Source organism: Apibacter sp. B2912 (genome assembly GCF_009827835.1).
Lineage (GTDB): Bacteria > Bacteroidota > Bacteroidia > Flavobacteriales > Weeksellaceae > Apibacter.
Map to the genome: position 1 here is coordinate 289,141 of NZ_WINV01000003.1, position 19,902 is coordinate 309,042.

The following is a 19,902-nucleotide window of genomic DNA, read 5'->3' on the forward strand; positions in this document are numbered from 1 at the left end:
AAGACTTAATTATAAGGTAATACAAGTATGAGAATGATTAAAGTTGTTAATTATTTCAGGGTTAGAAATAATAATATTTGTAACTCCCTGTTTCAGCGCTTCAAAACAATTATCAAGTTTTGGGATCATACCCGAGTGAATAATATTATCCTTTTTTAACTGTTGATAGGAACTGTAATTTATCGTTTTAATAATACTATCTTCGTCTTCAATATCTAGTAAAACACCCTTTTTTTCAAAACAATACAATAAAGTGGTTTCATAAAAAGCGGATAGGCCCACAGCCAGAAATTGTGCAATGGAATCAGCATTCGTATTAAGCAACTGTCCTTTTTTATCGTGGGTAATTGCACAGAATACAGGAATCGTATCGGTATCGAGTAAACATTTAATCCATTCGGAGTTAATTTCAATGATATCCCCTACATATCCATAATCATAGGTGCTATTTTCTCTCCTTTTCGATACCATAGAATTTCCATCGGCACCGGTTAGCCCGATAGCAGAGGTTTGTAAACCTTGGAGTTGAGCTACAATTTTTTTATTGCAAAGTCCTGCATACGTCATTATTGCTACATCCAGCATTTCTTCGTTAGTTACTCTTCGTCCTTCAATCATGATCGATTCAACTCCCAATTTACCCGCTAATCTTGTAGCTGCTTTTCCCCCTCCGTGGACTAAAATTTTCGGGGTTTCCAATTTAGAAAAATCTTGTAAAAATTGAGTAAGGACTTTTTGATTATCAATTACATTTCCTCCTATTTTTATAACGGTTAATTTTTTCTTTTCCATATTCAATTTATTGGGTTGTTTGTTAGTAAATAGTTAATTACCTGTTTTTTACCAAAAAATCAAATAATTAATATTTATGTGAGCCCTTCCAGAATTCGAGTAAGAATGGTTTGAGCAGAATACGTTCGATTATTTGCTTCAGGTATAACTATCGAGGCATCGCTGTCCAATATGTCATCAGTTACAATCATATTTCTTCGTACCGGTAAACAATGCATGAATTTAGCGTGATTTGTCAATTCCATTTGTCTTTTTCCAATGGTCCAATGAGGGTCCTCATTTAATATTTTACCATAATCGTTGTAATTACTCCAATTTTTAGCATATATAAAATCAGCATTTATAAATGCTTTTTCTTGATTATATTCAATGGGAACACCTTTGGTAATTTCAGGGTTCAACTCGTATCCTTCCGGATGAGTAATAATAAAATCCACCTCCATTTTTTTCATCATTTTCACGAATGAATTGGAAACAGATTGAGGAAGGGCTTTTGGGTGTGGAGCCCAACTCAATACCACTTTAGGACGTTCCGTTTTTTTGTATTCTTCAATGGTCAACGCATCAGCCAAAGCTTGTAGAGGATGTTCTGTAGCCCCTTCTAAACTGATGATCGGAACGGTGGCGTATTTAACGAAAGAAGAAATGACTGTTTCCGCTTCGTCTTTTTCCTTATCTTTTAAAGTGGGAAAGCTTCGAATGGCTATTATATCACAATAAACTGATATAACTTTAGCGGCTTCTTTTATATGTTCGGAAGCAGAACCATCCATTACCGTTCCATCTTCAAATTCTAATGTCCAGCCTTCTGTGTTTAAATTCATAACCATACAATCCATACCCAGATTGCGAGCTGCTTTTTGCGTGCTTAATCGCGTTCTTAAGCTCGGATTAAAAAATAAAAGCCCTAAAGTTTTATTTTTTCCCAAAATTTGGTTGGCTAAAGGAGCAGCTTTAATCTTCTTAGCCAAGTTTAACATCTCGGTTAGGTCTGTAATATCATCGACAGAAGTATACTTTTTCATTATTTCTTATTTTATAAGGTTGTTAAAGACAAGACTGTAAACTGTCATAAAGCATATCAATTTCTTTTTTGGAAATAGATAACGGCGGAAGCACACGCAGTAGATTTTTATTATTGGAATTACCCGTAAAAATCTTTTTTTCATAGATTAATTTTTTACGGAGATATGCGACTTCGAAATCAAATTCTAATCCCAGCATTAATCCTTTACCCTTAATTTTCTTAATTTGCGATAGAGAAGAAAATTTTTTAATGAAATATTCATATTGTTTTTGAACATTGTTTAAAATATCTTCATCCTCCATTACTTCTAAAACCGCTAATGCTGCGGCACAAGCGAGATGGTTTCCGCCAAAAGTAGTTCCTAATAATCCAAAAGAAGAAGTAAATTCAGGAGAAATTAAGATCCCTCCGATAGGAAATCCGTTTCCCATCCCTTTCGCTACCGATATAATATCTGCTTTGATTCCGTGATGTTGATGGGCAAAAAATTTACCGGATCGTCCATATCCACATTGAATTTCATCCAGAATTAGAACTACCTTATTATTTTTACAAACCTTTTCCAATTCCCGAAAAAATTCAGTACTTCCTTCATCCAATCCACCCACTCCTTGAATAGCTTCGATAATTACGGAAGATACCTCCCCTTTAGCAATCTCTTTTTTAACACTTTCAATGTCGTTTAATTCGCAAAATACCACTTCCTGTTGAGCGTTGATAGGAGCAATAATTTTTGGATTATCGGTCACGGCAACTGCTGCGGAAGTACGCCCGTGGAAGCTGTTTTTAAAGGCTAAAATTTTTGATTTTCCAGTATGAAAGGAGGCTAATTTTAAAGCATTTTCATTAGCTTCTGCTCCTGAATTGCAGAGGAATAACGAATAGTCGGGATATCCGCAAATTTGAGGTAATAAATTACCCAGTTTTTCCTGAACAGGATTGATAATTGAATTGGAATAAAATCCGATGGAATTGATTTGTTCAGTTACATGTTTGATATATGTCGGATGCGAATGACCGATGGAAATAACCCCATGCCCACCATAAAAGTCAAGGTAAGCATCTCCTTTTTCATCCCATACGGTACAACCTGATGCTTTAACAGGGGTTACAGAGTAGATAGGATATACATTGAATAGACTCATATTAGTATCCTTTATAAATTTTTATTATTGTTTCTTTGTGGTATTCATGTGATACTTTACCATTTATTTCTTAGTCAATTGGTTGATTTTGGTATAGGAAGCTAATAGCCCTTTAATAATGGCTGAGTTAACTCCTTGATGATCCATTTCATTAATTCCGGCTATGGTGCATCCGCCCGGAGTTGTGACCTTATCAATTTCTTGCTCGGGATGACTTTTTTTAGACTCAATTAATTGTGCCGCTCCCATACAAGTTTGAGTAATCATGGATAGGGCTTCTTGCGCCTCCAGTCCCATTTCTATAGCTCCCAACATATGTGCACGAATGATTCTCAGCCAAAAAGCTATACCGCTGGAACAAATAATTGTTGCCGCTTGCATTTGCTCTTCAGGGATTTCTACAGCATGTCCCAATTGATTAAAGATTTCCAACGCGATATTGATCCGATCCTTTCCTTTTTTATTGGAACAAAGACAGGTCATGGATTTATTCACCGATATAGCAGTATTAGGCATGGCCTTAATAATTGGAAAATGACTGCCTATGATTTCTTCTAGTTTACTTAAATCAAATCCGGCAACTACTGATAGTAAAGTATGATGTTCCGTAAATAAATGCCGGCATTCTTGTAAAACATTGGTTAAGACATTAGGCTGAACCGCAAACAGTATAATCTCTGAATTTTTAATTGCCTCGTTATTATCTGATGTAAGAACTATATTTTGTTTATTTTCCAGTTCATGTAAGGTTTTAATATTTCGCTTAGTAATATATAATGATTCAGCAAAATTGCTGTTAATAATTCCTTTTGCGATTGCCAGACCTAAATTTCCGGCTCCAATAATTGCTATTTTCATATTATAATTTTGTACTAATTATATAATTTTTATTATTCATTAAAATCAGTAATTTATCCTTTTTTTAGTTAACATCTCTAAAAGAACCATAAGAACTTTCTAAATAAACTAAGGAAACTGATATTGTATTTTTAGTTTTTCTAGTTAATCATATTAAGAGAAAAATAGTGAATTCATAACTCTAATTTTATCAAAATGCCACCGGTTTTAAATGTAAACCTTCCGATTCCTCAAATCCGAAAATAAGGTTCATGTTTTGTACGGCTTGACCCGAAGCACCTTTACTTAAATTATCAATCACCGAAGTAATTAAAAGGGTATCTTTATGTTTTTGTATTTCTAACATACATTTATTTGTGTTGACTACTTGCTTTACAGATAAAGGAGTGTTCGAAACAAAGGTAAACGGATGATCCTGATAGTATTCACGATATAAAGAAAAAGCATCCTCCTTTGTAATTTCACATTTTAAATATATGCCGGCAAGAATCCCTCGAGTAAAATTTCCCCGCATAGGTAAAAAATAGAGTTGATGTCGGTTGGATCCTAAAAGATGAATACTTTGTGAAATTTCTGCCTCATGCTGATGACTAAATTCTTTGTAAAAGGAAACATTATTATTTCTCCAACTGAAATGAGCAGTTGCTGAAAGTGATTGCCCTGCACCGGTAGAGCCGGTTACTGCGTGGATATGAATATCTTGGGACAATAAACTTTTCTTTGCTAAGGGAAGTAAAGCTAATTGTATGGCGGTGGCGAAACATCCGGGATTAGCAATATTTTTTGCCTTTTTTATTTCTTCTTTTTGTAATTCGGGAAGACCGTAAATATATTTTCTGTCTTGAAATACATGATGAGGTTTAACCCTGAAATCATTACTTAAATCTATAATTTTTGTGTTTTTAGAATACACATTTTTTGTCAAAAAATCCCTGGATTTACCATGTCCCAAACATAAAAAAACAACATCTGCCTCTTGATCAATGCGATCAGAAAAAATTAAATCGGTTTCACCTATAAGGTCTTCATGAACCGTTGTGACAGGATTTCCTGCATTGGAAGTGCTGTAAACGGATGTGAGTTCTATTTTTGGATGATTAATGAGGATTCGCAATAATTCTCCCGCAGTATATCCTGCCCCTCCCACAATACTAGCTTTTATTTTGTTCATTGGTTTTTTAAACTAAACTATACTTTCAATTTTTATTTACTTTAATTCAAGATAAAGTTCGTAAATTATTCTAAATCATTGAAACTATGATGAATTTTTAATTGATTTCCAAAAATTTTAATGAATCCTCGGGCATCTCTACAGTCCCAAGCTTCATTTTCTTCACCGTAAGTAGCAACTTTAGATTGCATCATATCATAAGGAGATTTTATACCGATCATACGGAAATAATAGGGATACAACTGAATCTTTACGGTTCCGCTAACCCGTTTTTGAGAGGACGTAAGAAATGCTTCAATGTCACGCATTACAGGGTCTAAATACTGAGCTTCATGCAATAAAGTACCATACCAATTGGCCAATGAATCTTTATGTAAGAGTTGCCAACGGGATAGGGTATGTTTTTCCAGCAGATGATGCGCTTTAATCAGTAACATAGGAGCAGGAGCTTCAAAACCTACTCTTCCTTTAATTCCTAAAATGGTATCTCCCACATGTATATCTCGCCCAATGGCATATTTTCCTCCTATTTCATTCAGTTGTTGAATTAATGGCACCGGATTCATTTTTTCTCCATTTAATCCGATAGGTTCTCCTTTAGAAAATTCAAGTTCAATTATGGAAGGAGTGGTTTCAGAGAGGGGAGTAGGGTAGGCCTCGTCCGGTAAAGGGAGATCAGAGGAAAGTGTTTCAACACCTCCTACAGAAGTTCCCCATATTCCTTTATTGATGGAATATTTTGCTTTTTCCCAATTCATGTTTATTCCGTTTTTTTGTAAGTAGTCAACTTCTTCTTGACGAGAAATATTTTCATCACGAATCGGTGTAATTATTTTTGATTTAGGGGAAATGACTTCAAAGGCTACATCAAATCGAATTTGATCATTACCGGCTCCCGTGCTTCCATGAACTATATATTCCGCATTTATTTTTTTTGCATATTCCGCTATAGCCAGTGACTGAAATATTCTTTCTGCACTAACTGATAAGGGATAGGTATTGTTTTTTAAAATGTTTCCATAAATGAGAAAGCGTAAACAATTTTTATAAAATTTTTCAGTAATATCAATGGTTATATGATGATTGGAACCCAACTCATATGCTCGTTTTTCAATTTGTTTTAATTCTTCTTCAGAAAATCCTCCGCTGTTTACTATAACTGTATGAACTTCCATATCATGTTCTTTAGTTAGTTTAACCAAAGAATAGGAAGTATCTAGTCCTCCACTATATGCTAAAACTGCTTTTTTCATAATCAAGATTTTTTTAGATGGTTTTAATTTGGGAATTATTACAATCCTTTTTAGATTTTAAGTGAAATACTTCTTTTATTTTATTGAGATGAGTAATGACCTTTTTATCGAAACTATTTTTATGGGATATATTCTTATCTTTTTTTTGATCTTTAGGATCGAATAACATTCCGGTACATAAGCACATTTTATTTTGTTTACTTTGTAGAATATTAAAATTCGTACACGTTTTACAGCCATTCCAAAAGTCAGGATCTTCTGTCAGTTCAGAAAAGGGTACCGGCTTATATCCTAATTCCGAATTAATTTTCATTACAGCCAAACCGGTAGTTATACCGAAAATTTTAGCTTCAGGAAATTTTTTGCGGGTATAATCAAAAATAAAATGTTTAATTTTTTTGGCTAAACCTATTCCTCTGTAGTCAGGATGAACAATTAATCCTGAATGGACGACAAATTCTCCGTTCTGCCATTTTTCTATATAACAAAAACCTGCAAATTTTGTATTATCAAGAGCTAAAATAGCTTGTCTTTGATCCATTTTTTTTTGGATGTATTCAGGTGTTCTTTTAGCAATACCTGTACCCCTTACAATAGCCGATTGGTAAATAGTTTCGCATATTTCTTCAGCGTATTGATAATGTTCTTCTGTTGCAACAACAATATTAATATTCATCTTATTTATAAATAATATAGTAAATGGATAAATTGAAAAAACAGTAGTAGATAAATTACTGTATAAAAAACGGAAGTGTCGGCTTTGGAAAAATTGAAAATCAAAGCCTAACCTGCCTACTGAAGTAGATAGGGTAAGATAAAAGGGTAATTTTATTAACCGGCAATGTTAAATTGCGTAATAACATAACTAAGATTTTTAACTTTTAAAATCTAAATTAACATAACAAAAATAATAATTATTTTTTTATACGAATAAAATTTTTTAAAAATTATACGATTAAAAATAATTATTTTTCAGATATATTTTGTTTTTTAATTTTAAGTTTAATTAAATCAACAGTATGAAATACTAGTGAACTATAATGATTATTCTATACTTATAACAAACAAAATTTTCTAATTTTGTATTTAAAATGCTAATATTTTTTATATGGGATCTAAGATTACATTTTACATAGTACGTCATGGTAAGACAATTTTAAATACATTAAACAAAGTTCAAGGTTGGAGTGATACACCGTTAACAAAAGAAGGGATTGAGGTGGCAGAAAATTTGGGTAAAGGATTGAAAGATGTTAAATTTTCTTCAGCTTTTTGCAGTGATTTAAGGAGAACCAGAGAGACTATCAATATAATTTTAAAAAATTCAGATCAAAAAGAACTTCCGGTTACAGAAAAACCTGAATTAAGAGAAATCTGTTTTGGAGCGTATGAAACTGCCTTAGCTACCGAAATGTTTAAGGATGTTGCTTTATATCTTCATTACACTAATGCTCAGGATTTATTCAATGATATCTTTGACAAGAATAAAGAAATTACTTATAAAGAAGCGGTAAATACCATAAGTATTTTAGATCCTATGAAAATGGCAGAAGATTTTAATACAGTTGAAAAAAGAACGCATAAAGCTTTATCGGATATGGTACAGATCGAAAGTAAGAATAAGGAAAATAAAAACGTTCTGATCGTATCTCACGGATTAAGTATAACTCTAATGCTTCATAATCTGGGAGGTAAAAGGTTATTTGTTAAGGATTTGGAAAATGCTTCAGTATGTAAAGTTGTATTTGAAGATGGAAAATATATCATCGAATCGGTTAATGATATGAGCTATGCAGAAAAAGGAAAAAATAGCTAAATATTTTTGAATTAAATTTTCACATAATAGTTTTGTAAAGTATCCATTGAGTTCGCAATTTTAAAGGGATTGCTAACTTCCTCTAAGCTATTTTGAATCTTAGGTTATTATTTTACAGCGATTTAAAAGAAATAGTATTTCATTTTTTTAATATAAAAATATAATTTTTTTACGTTACCATAATAAATGGTAACATTTTAAAAATTAAGCTCTTGTAATTATATATTTATATTAACTTTTATGAATTTACGCCTTAAAATGATAAAAGAGCAACGTATAGGTGTTCTTTTGTTGCTCATAATTATATGTATTTTAGAATTATTAATTCATAGGAATGCTTTAATTTCTTCGATATTTGAGAATAATAATGCTACTCCTTTTCAATTTGTTGAAGAAATTAATGAACAGAATTTTAAGGTAAAGGATAAAAAAGATAAATTTATAGAACCTTTTAATCCAACTGATTATAATACAGAAGAATGGCAGAGTTTAGGTTTCTCTAAAAAACAAGCACAGGTAATTATTAACTATAAGGCTATGCTTGGAGGTAAATTTACTTCTAAAGAACAGCTTAAATCTTGCTATGTAATCTCCGAGGAAATGTATGCTAAAATATCTCCTTTTTTGTTATTACCGGAGAACGGCTTGAATGAACCAACTACTAATTCTAGTAAAGTAAAGAAGTATCGGTTATTAACATTTGACCCGAATACATATAATGTAAACGATTGGATGCGTATAGGTTTTTCAGAAAAACAAGCGGAAAGTATTATAAGATATAAAAATTCTATCGGTGGAAAATTCAAATCCAAAGAGGATTTAAAAAAATGTTATATTATATCAACTGTAAAATATCATGAATTGGAATCGTACATTAAGCTTCCTTCTCAAAATATTGAAAATACATCAAATATAAAAGTACTTCAAATTTCCAATGAAAAAAAGGATATTAATACAGCATCTTTTAACGATATAAATTCCGTAATTGAAAATGAAATCATAACTAAAAGAATATTGAGTTTTAGAAAAGGATTAGGTGGTTTTGTGTCGATGGAACAAATTAAAGATGTTTATGATATAACTTCTGAAATGGTCTCAAGAATTTTTGATTCTTTCGTCTTAAATCCATCCCAAGTTCTTAAAATAAATTTACAAACAGCCTCAGAAGAAGATTTACACAAACATATTTATTTAAGGAAGTATAAAAATAAAATTATAGAAGCAAGAAATAAGAAGAAAGATCCTTTACGTGTCATTACCGAATCAGATCCAAAATATCATTTTATAATTCAATACTTGGTTAAATAAAGAAGCTACTATTAGCTTCTTTATTTATAATTTATGAGAATGAAATTTAAATTTTAATTTCATTTACAATCTTAATTCCATATCCACTACTTAAAGGGAAATTTTTGTTAGGATTGGTTGTTAAGACATTGATATTTTTAATTCCTAAATTTTTAATTATTTGTGCACCGATTCCTAAATCTCTTTCGTCTGATTGTATGCCAAAATCAGCTATTTCTCCCGATATATATTTTTTGAGTTCGCTCAGATGATTTTCAATTACTTCTGTATTGGAAGGATTGTTTATAAAAATAATTACTCCTTTGCCATTTTCATTAATAAAATTAATAGCTTTATTTACAATGGTTTCTTCTCCTTGAGCAAGGGTTTTGAAAAGATCCAAATATATATTATTAGCACAAACTTTTACAGGTATGATTTCATCTTCATTAATTTCTCCCTTCACTAAGGCAAAATGAATTTGATCGTTGGTTTTATCTTTATACGTTACAAATCGTAATTCTCCATAATGGGTTTTAATTACTTCATCGTCGATTTTTTCGATCAAAGAATCATTTTTAAGTCGATATGAAATTAAGTCTTTAATAGTTATAATTTTTAAATCAAATTTCTTAGCAACTTCCATTAATTGAGGCAAACGAGCCATTGTTCCATCCTCATTCATGATTTCAACTAAAACTCCGGTAGAAGGAAGTCCCGCTAATTGTAATAAATCGACTGTAGCTTCAGTATGTCCGTCTCTTTTAAGTACTCCTCCTTTTTTTGCAACTAAAGGAAAAATATGACCCGGACGTGCAAAATCACTTGGCTTGATATTTTCATCGACAAGAGCCTTAACGGTTTTGGATCGATCAGAAGCGGAAATACCTGTGGTAATCCCATGTCCAAGTAAATCTACTGAAACAGTGAAAGCCGTTTGCTTAGGATCAGTATTTTTTCCGACCATGTATTCCAAGTCCAGTTCTTCAGCTCTTTTTTGAGTTAAAGGCGTGCAAATCAAACCCCTTCCGTACTTAGTCATAAAATTTATAGTTTCAGGTGTCATAGTTGAAGCTGCAGCAACAAAATCACCCTCGTTTTCACGATCTTCATCATCAACAACTATAATTACCTTTCCCTGTCTTAATTCTTCAAGAGCTTCTGATATGGTATTCATTTTTAAGTCTGTAATAATCATTGGTATCTACTGTGTTCTAATTTTTTTTGTTTGATAAATTTACTAATAAATCTTTTAAAAGGTTTTAAATAATTATCCACGTCAAATAGTTCAGAATCTCTCATGGATTTTATAGTTAGAAAAATTCCAACAGGTAGAAATATTGCATTAGGAATCCAAGAAGCCCAATAGGCGTTGATTACCTGATTTTTTGCCAAATTTTCCATATAAAGACCTAAAATATAAAAAATGATAAATATTATTATGGCAACAACTACAGGCAAACCGACTCCCCCTTTTCTAATGATTGATCCTAGCGGAGCTCCTATCAAGAAAAATACAATACAGGTAACAGAATATGAAATAATATTTTTTTGCTGCCATAAAATCATTTTAGCTATAAATTTTTCTACCGCTTTCATTTCGGTGGCTTTTGAACCTAATTCATACTTAGACAGAGTAACCTGATTTATGGCGGCTTTAACTAAATTATATTTAGTGTTTTCATCTAAGTTGGACCATTCAAACGGAAAATCTTCATTATAATGACTATAATCTAGGGAATCCAACGAATTTGTTTCTCCTAATAAAAGTTTCATGCCATTTTCTCCAAGCCCTTTAAAGTACACAGTATTGGAAGTCTTGATGGAATCTATATAAGTGCTTAATTCCGATACTGATTTATATCTAAAATTATCCCCTTCGGATTGTTTGTCTAGTGATTTTTTAATTATATCCGAAATATCGTAATATTGAGTTAAGGTGTCAAACTTAATAGAATTACCCGGTTGCTTTTTTAGTTCATTTAGATTTTTACCTTTAATGTTATCTTGATATATATACCCGTTATATAGTTCAATTTTTAAGTAATGGTTATCTTTGGAAATTATATTTCCTTTATCTGCTATAATGGTTTGTTGATCTTCAAAAGGGGATGCATTTTTATGAATAAATACTTGATCCCATTCACTATCATTTTTACCACTTTTCCTGCCAATTTTAATGCTTAAAGGATTCATTTCCTTAATAAATCGTCCTTCTTCAAAATTCAGCGCAGGTCTTGTTTGTGCAATATTGATGAGCATATTTCGCGCTCTTCGTTGGTTTTCGGGAAGTGTGGTGTTACAGAAATAAAATAACCAGATGGCCAGTAAGACTACAAGACTAAAAAGAGGATACATTATTCGGGCTAATGAAATTCCAGCTGATTTCATTGCAGCTAGTTCATAACGCTCTCCGAAACCACCAAATGTCATAATTGATGACAACAAGATAGTTAAAGGTAAAACGAGACGAATCACATCCAAGCCCAGATAATACAATAATTTAGATATGTCCCATAAGTTCAGTCCTTTACCTAAAAATTTATCCATTTGGTTAAAGGCAAACTGAACTACAAATATGAACATTAAAACGCTAAATATAAATAAAAAAGGACCAAAAAAAGTGCGGATAATATACCAGTCTAACTTTTTAATCATCTTTTATAACTCTGTTAGTGTGTAATCTTTATAGTTATTTTTATCAAATGTAAGTAAAGATTTATTTACAATTAAATTTTCTTTAAAATCAATAATCATTAAAATTAAAGAACTTCCGTCATTATAATTTTCAGATACTCTTAATATCTTATTATTAGAAAGAGCAAGAAGTATAGATTTTGATTTTTTGGTATCAATAGGAACCAATTTAATAACGGAACATTTAACATTATTAATAGTTGTATTTCCTTCAAAAGTAATATTAAAACCGCTTTTATAAAGACTTAAAATATTGGTAGGAGATAGGCTTTCACCGTCTTCTTTGTCAGAAGAAGTGATTTCTTTATCTTCCTTGGAAATAGAGTAAATCTTATTTCCGTCATAAATTTGGGTAATACTGGGCAGAATTAAATGATACTTTTCTTTAGCGGCATAAACCTGTCCAATTTCAGATATACTTTTATGTCCGGGTATAGAATATAAATAATTGAATTTTACGTAAAATGTTGAATTTTGGCTGAGTTTCGCACTAGCTGTATCTAAAAGTCTTTTTGCTTCCGGATCAATTTTTTGAGCCCATATTAAAAATGAAGAACAAATAAATAAGAATGCAAATATCTTTTTCATATGATTAGGTAATGTTTTTTTAGGGGTTTAAATTTTCCAATAATTGTTCCAAACTAACCAGGTCAGAAACCAAAACTTTACGTGCCTTACTTCCTTCGAAAGCCCCAACAATGCCGAACGCTTCAAGTTGGTCCATAATTCTTCCGGCTCTATTATAACCCAATGATAATTTACGTTGAATCAAAGAGGTGGATCCTTGTTGAGCGGTTACAATTACTCGAGCAGCATCATTAAAAAGCTCATCTCTTTTTGCTTCAACCGCATCGTTTGAACTTACACTTGAATTTTCTTCATAAAATTCCGGCAATAAATAAGCATCCGGATATCCTTGTTGAGAACCAATATATTCTGTTATTTTATCAACCTCGGGTGTATCAACAAAGGCACATTGCATACGTATCAACTCATTACCGGTGGTAAACAACATATCTCCTTTCCCGATTAATTGATCGGCACCATTTCCATCTAAAATTGTTCTTGAATCTATTTTTGAAGTTACGCGGAATGCAACACGAGCGGGGAAGTTGGCTTTAATCATTCCGGTAATAACATTTACGGAAGGCCTTTGTGTAGCTATAATAAGATGAATTCCTATGGCTCTGGCCAACTGAGCTAATCTGGCGATAGGGAGCTCTACTTCTTTTCCGGCGGTCATAATTAAATCAGCAAATTCATCAATAACCAAAACAATATACGGTAAGAATCGATGACCTTTTTCAGGATTTAATTTACGTTCCTTAAATTTTTGGTTATATTCTTTGATAGTTCTTACATAAGCTGATTGGAGAAGCTTGTAACGATTATCCATTTCCACACAAAGTGAATTCAAAGTATTAATCACTTTAGTCGTATCGGTAATAATGGCTTCATCCGTATCCGGTAATTTTGCAAGAAAATGACGTTCAATTTTGTTGTATAAGGTAAGTTCCACCTTTTTAGGGTCTACAAAAACGAATTTTAATTCACTAGGATGTTTTTTGTATAACAGAGAAGTTATAATGGCGTTTAATCCCACCGATTTTCCCTGTCCTGTAGCCCCGGCCATGAGCATGTGAGGCATTTTAGCTAAATCTGTAACGAAAGTTTCATTAGATATGGTTTTTCCAAAAACAATAGGTAGTTCCATATCGATTTTTTGAAATTTTTGAGAAGCGATCACCGAACGCATGGAAACCATCGTTGCGGTGCTATTGGGTACTTCAATACCAATAGTTCCTTTTCCGGGTATCGGAGCAATAATACGAATTCCTAAAGCTGCGAGACTAAGGGCTATATCATCTTCCAAATTTTTAATTTTGGAAATACGGATACCTGCTTCAGGAATAATTTCATATAAAGTTACTGTTGGGCCGACCGTTGCTTTGATACTTGAAATTCCAATGCCATAATTTGCAAGTGTTGTTACAATTTTATTTTTATTTTCTTCTAACTCTTCACTGTTTATCGTAATATTATTATTCGTATTATAATTGGTTAAAAGGTCAAGAGTAGGGTATTTATATTTAGGTAAATCTAATTTAGGATCATAAGGTCCGAATTGGTCATAAATATTTTTATTAGGCTCATTTTCAGATAAAATTTCTTCTTTTTTAGTTTCTTCTATAGTCAGCGAAATATCATCTTCAACCGTTTCTTCTGTAGTAGGAATATCAATTTCTAATTCTGTAGAATGAGTGGTTGTGTCAGGATGGGAAGATTCTTCTACCGATATATTGGTATTGGATAAATTTATAGGATTACTTTCCTCTTCTATTAGTGATTCGGCTTGTTGTATACCTGTTAAATTTTCTTCTTGAATTTCATTTTTTGTTGGAACTTTTGCGATAACAGTCTCAGATTGAACGGTTTTAGGATCTTTTATTTTCTCATAAATTTGGTCTTCTTCAAAAGGTTCTTTTAAAACATCCTTTTCTTTTTCTTTTTTAGACGGTTTGAAAGAAGGTGTTGAATGCAATTTAGATTTTACATGATCCACGCTCAAATTAAATTCAAGGATAAAATATATTGACAAGGTCAGTAACAATATAATACCTGTACCCACACTGCCCAATAATGATTTTAAATAATCATATACTTCATAGCCTATCAAACCGGAAAGCAACCATTTAGATCCGAAAATCATAGCTAGAAATATAGGGGTCCAAATAATAAAGAAAATTCCATGAGAGAGGAGTTTCCAAATTTTTAGAATTTCTTTATTAAATAATACTTTAAAAGATAAAATAAATAAGAAGAACGGAATAAAAAATGCAATAATTCCTACACCGTCAAAAATAAATATTTCCCCTAAGTAAGCGCCCGTTTTACCGATTATATTTTGCGCTGTAATATTTTTATTTAGATAAGAAGTTAATTGGCTTTGATCTTCTTTCCAATTAAAGTAAAATGAGAGGAATGAAATAAATAAGATGATGGAAAAGCTAAATAAAACTAAACCAAGGATTGTTTTTAATAAGGGCTTTTTTTTATTATTTTTATTATCTTGTGGATTGTTCTCCATATTTATTTATAAATAAATTTAAAATTACAAATTTTATAGTTTCTATTAGATTTATATTTTGTTTTAATAATGGTATTTTATTATATATAAATAGGTGAATAAAAACTTTATTCACCTATAAAATATTTTAACGTTTTCAAAAAGTAAATTTATCTTCTTGAACCAAGAAATCTAAGTAAAAATAAGAAAAGGTTAATAAAATCTAAATAGAGAGACAAGGCACCTTGAATCGCTATTTTAGAATAACTTTCTCCATCTTCAGAGTTTATTTGTGATCCTATATTTTTCAGAGTTTGAGTATCATAAGCAATTAATCCCACAAATATTAAAACTCCAACCACTGAAATAATTAAATCCAACATGGAGTTATTTAAGAAAATATTGACAACTATGGCTAATAGTACACCTAGTAAAGCCATGGATAGAATTCTTCCAAATTTTGTAAGATCTGTTTTGGTAAAATAACCATATAAACTCATTATAGCAAATGTACCGGCAGTAATAAAAAATGTGGTAGCTATAGATGAAAAGGTATAAGCCAAGAAAATCATAGCCAAAGTCATTCCGTTTAAAAAAGAATAAAACAAAAAGACTGCCGATGCTAATCCTAAAGTCATTTTATGGATTGCTCCGCTTAAAGCAAATACTAATCCTAATTCGCCTAAAATTAAAGCATAATATAAGAAAGTAGGGCCGGTAGTACCAAACATTAAGCTTAATAATCCAGGAGAATTAGCTGTAAAATAAGCAGTAAAACCACTTATAAATAAAGCCAAGCTCATCCACATATATACTTTAGATATAAATGTAGCTTGCTGTTTAGCTATGGCATTTTTTTGAAACGATGGTTCAAGTGTGTTTCCGTAATCTTTATAATCCATTTGCTTAATTATTTATTATTTCAAATATACAATATTTTGTATTACATAAAAAGTCAATATCTATTCCAAAAATTATTTATGAAATTTTGTCATATTTATAAAATTCGCTTTACCATTTGGATATCTTATCTACACGCATTTGATGTCTTCCCCCTTCAAATTGAGTGGATAAAAAAGTATCAATTATATCCTGAGCTAATTCTTTGGCAATAAAACGCGCAGGAATGGAAAGCACATTTGCATTATTATGTTGTCTGGCTAAACGAGCAATATCTGTTTGCCAACATAGAGCACAACGTATTCCGGAATGTTTATTTGCGGTTATGGATACCCCTTCGCCACTGCCGCAGAAAAGTATGCCGAAATCAAATTCATTTTTCTCAACTGCAATAGCTAAAGGATGTACAAAATCCGGATAGTCTACACTTTCTCCCGAATAGGTTCCAAAGTCATGTACCTGATTTCCTTTTTCAGTGAGATATTTAAATATATAATTTTTATATTCAAATCCTGCATGATCTGAAGCTAATGCGATTTTCATGACCTATTATTTTTAAATTTTTGATTCTAAATTTTTTAAACGTTGTAAGCTTTCTGTTTTTCCTATTATTTCCATAATAACCGGAATATCCGGTCCTTTAAGATCACCAACTAGAGCTAAACGTAAGGGTTGCATTACTTTTCCAAATCCCAATCCTGAGTTTTCCACAAATTCATGAATCTTGTCATGTAATTCTTTTTCGGTGAATGAAACAGACTCCAGATTAGAAATTAATTGAGTAAGTATTGCTTTTGTATCGTCTTTAACAACATTTTTATAACTTTTTTCTTGATAAGTTGAAGGCGTAATCCAGAAAAAAGAACCTACTTCCCATATTTCTTTTACAAAATTAACTCTTTCTTTTAATAGTTCGATGATTCGAATATCTTTAGTATCATCTGTCTTAATACCTTTTTCTTTCAAAATTTTTTGAAATTCAGGGAGTAAGTCAGAGGCTTTGGATTTTATAATATATTCATGATTAAACCATTTTGCTTTATCAGGATTGAAACGAGCTCCTGCTTTATGGACTTTCTCCAATTCAAACTCTTGAATCATTTCGTTTAGAGATAGTATTTCCTTGTCATCGGAAGGTGACCATCCTAGTAATGCCAACATATTTATAAAAGCTTCAGGCAGGTAACCTTCTTCTCTGTATCCTATGGAAGAAGTACCTTCTTTTTCATTTTTCCAAGCAAGAGGAAATACAGGAAATCCGTATTTATCTCCATCTCGTTTGCTCAATTTACCCTTACCTTCCGGTTTTAAAATCAAAGGCAAATGGGCAAATTCCGGTGATTTCCATCCCAATGCTTCATAGAGCAATACATGTAAGGCCAGGGAAGGAAGCCATTCCTCTCCTCTTATCACATGGGTAATTTTCATGGTATGGTCATCTACAATATTGGCAAAATGATAGGTAGGCATTCCGTCAGTCTTAACTAAAACTTTATCATCTAAAATAGATGTATCTATGGAAAAGTTGCCTCGAATAATATCTTTTAAAACCAAAGTTCTGTGTGTTGGTATTTTAAATCGGATCACATAAGGAACTCCCTCATTTAATTTTTTTTGGACTTCATCAGGCGATAAAGAGAGGCTATTATTGAGTTGATTTCTGACTTCATGGTTGTAAGAAAATACTTTGCCTTGTTCCTCATATTCTTTTCGTAACTTTTCTAATTCTTCCGGCGTGTCAAAAGCCAGGTAAGCGAAATCTGTTTTAAGTATTTCTTCGATGTATTTTTTATAGATGTCTTTTCTTTCAGATTGTTTATATGGAGCATAGGGTCCTCCTTTTTCCGGACTTTCATCCAATTCTAAGCCACACCATTTCAGCGATTCACTTATGTATTTTTCGGCATCTTCAACATAGCGGTTTTGATCGGTATCTTCAATGCGCAAGATAAATTTTCCCTTATTTTTTTTTGCGAAGAGATAATTATATAAAGCAGTTCTTACTCCTCCAATATGTAAATATCCGGTAGGACTGGGTGCAAATCGAACTCTGATTTCTGACATTTTCTATATTTTTCTACGCAAAAGTAACAAAGAAAAAATATATATTATAGAGAATTGAAACTTAAATTTCACTTAATTTTTTTATAAGATTGATAGTAATTGAAAATCTTATTATATTGATTATCTAAATATCGTAATAAATTACTTTTATCTTTTTCATTAAATTCGGCTATAAATCGGGTTGTATTTTTTCCTTTAGCACCAAAAAATTGAAGATTTTTATCATCTTCAGAATAAGGAATCTTGGTCACTTTATAAGTAATGTCATTTTCTTCCAATCTAGTTACGTTTGATTTAAAAAAATAATCGATAAGAATAGGGGATTTGTTCCCAAGCTTTTTCATTTGAGAAATTTGATAATGGGTATTTAGACTAAGATAAAAATTTAAGGTAAACGAAATTATGATGAACATTAACGTATTAGTGCTAATAAATAATAGAGTTATAAGAGTTCCGAATTTTAGATATTTAGAATTTATTGATTTATATTCCATTAGTAAAAGAATCAAAACAGGGCATAAGTAAAGTTGCGGAACCATTCTGGCAAACCAAAAATCCGGAAATGATAAAATACTTGCAATAACCCCTAAAATTAAATAGTACAATCCTGAAGGAGCTTTAGAAGGAATAAAGGATGAAATAATGAAAAGAAGGGTCGATAGAATAACAATTCCTCCAAAGAAAGGTCCAAATCCCCCATAAGTAATGGTTACATCACTAAGTACTTTAATTTCGGATAGTTTTAATGAAAAAGGTATTTTTAAATTTGTTGTTTTTTTGCTGCTACCGGTATAAGAAAAATATGATATAAAGGCTTTTTCAATTCTGTTTTTTTTGTAAAAATCATAATTTACATGAGAGGATAATAAGTTTTCTATTTTTTCTTTTCCAAATGCGGGATGAAAAACGTGATGATTATTTTTTAAATTGGTGAAATAGGGATTTATATTGGTTAAAGGAAAGATAATTATTCCTGATATTAAAAATGGAAATATATATTTTAATTTAAATTTATGATTTTTCCATAAGTATATAAAAGAAAATAATACAAATATAAAAACTAATAAAATAGAAGTAAATTTCAATGATGAGAAAATTGATAATGTAAATATAAAAGTCGTTAAATCAATTTTGTTATATCTTTTTAATAGGCAACTAAAAGAACAAATTAGTATAATTAAGCAAGAATACATGAAACCGTCTAAATAATGCGTAAATAGTTCAGTAACTACTATTGGATTTATACAGATAAGAAAAGTGTATAGATATCTCTTCAACTTGCTTAATTGAGTTTGTTTAAGCAATTTAAAAACATATATTAGAGAAGCTATCAGAACAATTATATTGATTAGCTTTCCTGATTCTACTTTTTGAGTAAAAGAGTAAATAGAAGCGGCTATAATCTCATATCCTTTTGGATAGGATTGAACATATATTTGTGCAACATTAGTTTTTGATATTTCATAGATTGGATTCCATCCATTCTTTAGATTTATAATACTTTCTAAATGATACCATTGACCATCGGCAGATAGATCATAGAAAAATATACTAAGTGAATATGATATAAGGTAAAATAAAAGAGTTAAAATCCATTCGTACCAATGAGTTTTTCTTGTTAAGAAAAAAAGGATGAAATAAGATAATATAAACGAAAAAAGTATTGTAGATCCAGAGAGGCTGATTTTACATATAAATAATAGATTTGATAAAAATAATGTTATGAAAAGGGGAGATAGTAAAAGAAAAATTAATGCGGATGAATTTAGAAGAGTAGATTTTTTAGTAATTATAAACATTTAAATGTAATTTTAATTTGTAAATA

The 19,902-nt window shown here is 31.1% G+C and carries 17 protein-coding genes; 2 read left to right on the top strand and 15 right to left on the bottom strand.

The window, feature by feature from the left end:
- Positions 1-9: 9 nt before the first annotated feature.
- The 7 genes from argB to GFV01_RS07335 form a co-directional block, all read right to left on the bottom strand.
- A complete protein-coding gene (gene argB, locus GFV01_RS07305; RefSeq protein WP_160565955.1) occupies positions 10-792 on the bottom strand; it encodes an acetylglutamate kinase in 783 nt (260 codons plus the stop codon).
- Between the two features lie 74 nt (positions 793-866).
- A complete protein-coding gene (locus GFV01_RS07310) occupies positions 867-1,817 on the bottom strand; it encodes an N-acetylornithine carbamoyltransferase (RefSeq protein ID WP_160565957.1) in 951 nt (316 codons plus the stop codon).
- Positions 1,818-1,839: 22 nt separating this feature from the next.
- On the bottom strand, positions 1,840-2,964 hold the full coding sequence (locus tag GFV01_RS07315; RefSeq protein WP_160565960.1) for an aspartate aminotransferase family protein: 1,125 nt from the start codon (positions 2,962-2,964) through the stop codon (positions 1,840-1,842).
- A gap of 63 nt (positions 2,965-3,027) precedes the next feature.
- Positions 3,028-3,822: a pyrroline-5-carboxylate reductase gene (gene proC, locus GFV01_RS07320; RefSeq protein ID WP_160565963.1), complete on the bottom strand. Its 795-nt coding sequence runs from the start codon at positions 3,820-3,822 to the stop codon at positions 3,028-3,030.
- A 190-nt stretch (positions 3,823-4,012) separates the two neighbouring features.
- Positions 4,013-4,993 carry an N-acetyl-gamma-glutamyl-phosphate reductase gene (argC, locus tag GFV01_RS07325; protein WP_160565966.1) on the bottom strand — a complete coding sequence of 327 codons (981 nt, stop codon included), beginning with the start codon at positions 4,991-4,993 and terminating at the stop codon, positions 4,013-4,015.
- A 65-nt stretch (positions 4,994-5,058) separates the two neighbouring features.
- Positions 5,059-6,246: an argininosuccinate synthase gene (argG, locus tag GFV01_RS07330; RefSeq protein WP_185150336.1), complete on the bottom strand. Its 1,188-nt coding sequence runs from the start codon at positions 6,244-6,246 to the stop codon at positions 5,059-5,061.
- Positions 6,247-6,259: 13 nt separating this feature from the next.
- Positions 6,260-6,922 carry a GNAT family N-acetyltransferase gene (locus tag GFV01_RS07335; protein WP_160565969.1) on the bottom strand — a complete coding sequence of 221 codons (663 nt, stop codon included), beginning with the start codon at positions 6,920-6,922 and terminating at the stop codon, positions 6,260-6,262.
- Between the two features lie 432 nt (positions 6,923-7,354).
- Between GFV01_RS07335 and GFV01_RS07340 the strand changes: the two genes are divergently transcribed.
- On the top strand, positions 7,355-8,062 hold the full coding sequence (locus GFV01_RS07340) for a histidine phosphatase family protein (protein ID WP_160565972.1): 708 nt from the start codon (positions 7,355-7,357) through the stop codon (positions 8,060-8,062).
- Positions 8,063-8,302: 240 nt separating this feature from the next.
- On the top strand, positions 8,303-9,370 hold the full coding sequence (locus GFV01_RS07345; protein ID WP_160565975.1) for a helix-hairpin-helix domain-containing protein: 1,068 nt from the start codon (positions 8,303-8,305) through the stop codon (positions 9,368-9,370).
- Between the two features lie 46 nt (positions 9,371-9,416).
- On the opposite strand, the gene ribB is transcribed toward GFV01_RS07345, so the two are convergent.
- The 8 genes from ribB to GFV01_RS07385 all read right to left on the bottom strand — a co-directional run bounded on the left by ribB (position 9,417) and on the right by GFV01_RS07385 (position 19,876).
- A complete protein-coding gene (ribB, locus tag GFV01_RS07350) occupies positions 9,417-10,541 on the bottom strand; it encodes a 3,4-dihydroxy-2-butanone-4-phosphate synthase (protein WP_160566077.1) in 1,125 nt (374 codons plus the stop codon).
- 2 nt (positions 10,542-10,543) lie between these two features.
- Positions 10,544-12,007 carry an LptF/LptG family permease gene (locus GFV01_RS07355; RefSeq protein WP_160565977.1) on the bottom strand — a complete coding sequence of 488 codons (1,464 nt, stop codon included), beginning with the start codon at positions 12,005-12,007 and terminating at the stop codon, positions 10,544-10,546.
- 3 nt (positions 12,008-12,010) lie between these two features.
- The gene (locus tag GFV01_RS07360; protein WP_160557490.1) at positions 12,011-12,634 is read right to left on the bottom strand and encodes an outer membrane lipoprotein carrier protein LolA; all 624 of its coding nucleotides are present in this window, start codon (positions 12,632-12,634) and stop codon (positions 12,011-12,013) included.
- Positions 12,635-12,653: 19 nt separating this feature from the next.
- Positions 12,654-15,134 (bottom strand): DNA translocase FtsK, encoded by a 2,481-nt coding sequence (locus tag GFV01_RS07365; protein WP_160565980.1) that lies wholly within the window; start codon positions 15,132-15,134, stop codon positions 12,654-12,656.
- A gap of 149 nt (positions 15,135-15,283) precedes the next feature.
- Positions 15,284-16,015, bottom strand: coding sequence for a Bax inhibitor-1/YccA family protein (locus GFV01_RS07370; RefSeq protein WP_105297158.1), 732 nt, complete (start codon positions 16,013-16,015; stop codon positions 15,284-15,286).
- Positions 16,016-16,124: 109 nt separating this feature from the next.
- Positions 16,125-16,556, bottom strand: coding sequence for a ribose 5-phosphate isomerase B (gene rpiB / locus GFV01_RS07375; protein ID WP_105297159.1), 432 nt, complete (start codon positions 16,554-16,556; stop codon positions 16,125-16,127).
- A 12-nt stretch (positions 16,557-16,568) separates the two neighbouring features.
- Positions 16,569-18,077 carry a glutamate--tRNA ligase gene (gltX, locus tag GFV01_RS07380; protein WP_160565983.1) on the bottom strand — a complete coding sequence of 503 codons (1,509 nt, stop codon included), beginning with the start codon at positions 18,075-18,077 and terminating at the stop codon, positions 16,569-16,571.
- A gap of 68 nt (positions 18,078-18,145) precedes the next feature.
- Positions 18,146-19,876 (bottom strand): hypothetical protein, encoded by a 1,731-nt coding sequence (locus GFV01_RS07385; RefSeq protein ID WP_160565986.1) that lies wholly within the window; start codon positions 19,874-19,876, stop codon positions 18,146-18,148.
- Positions 19,877-19,902 lie beyond the last annotated feature (26 nt).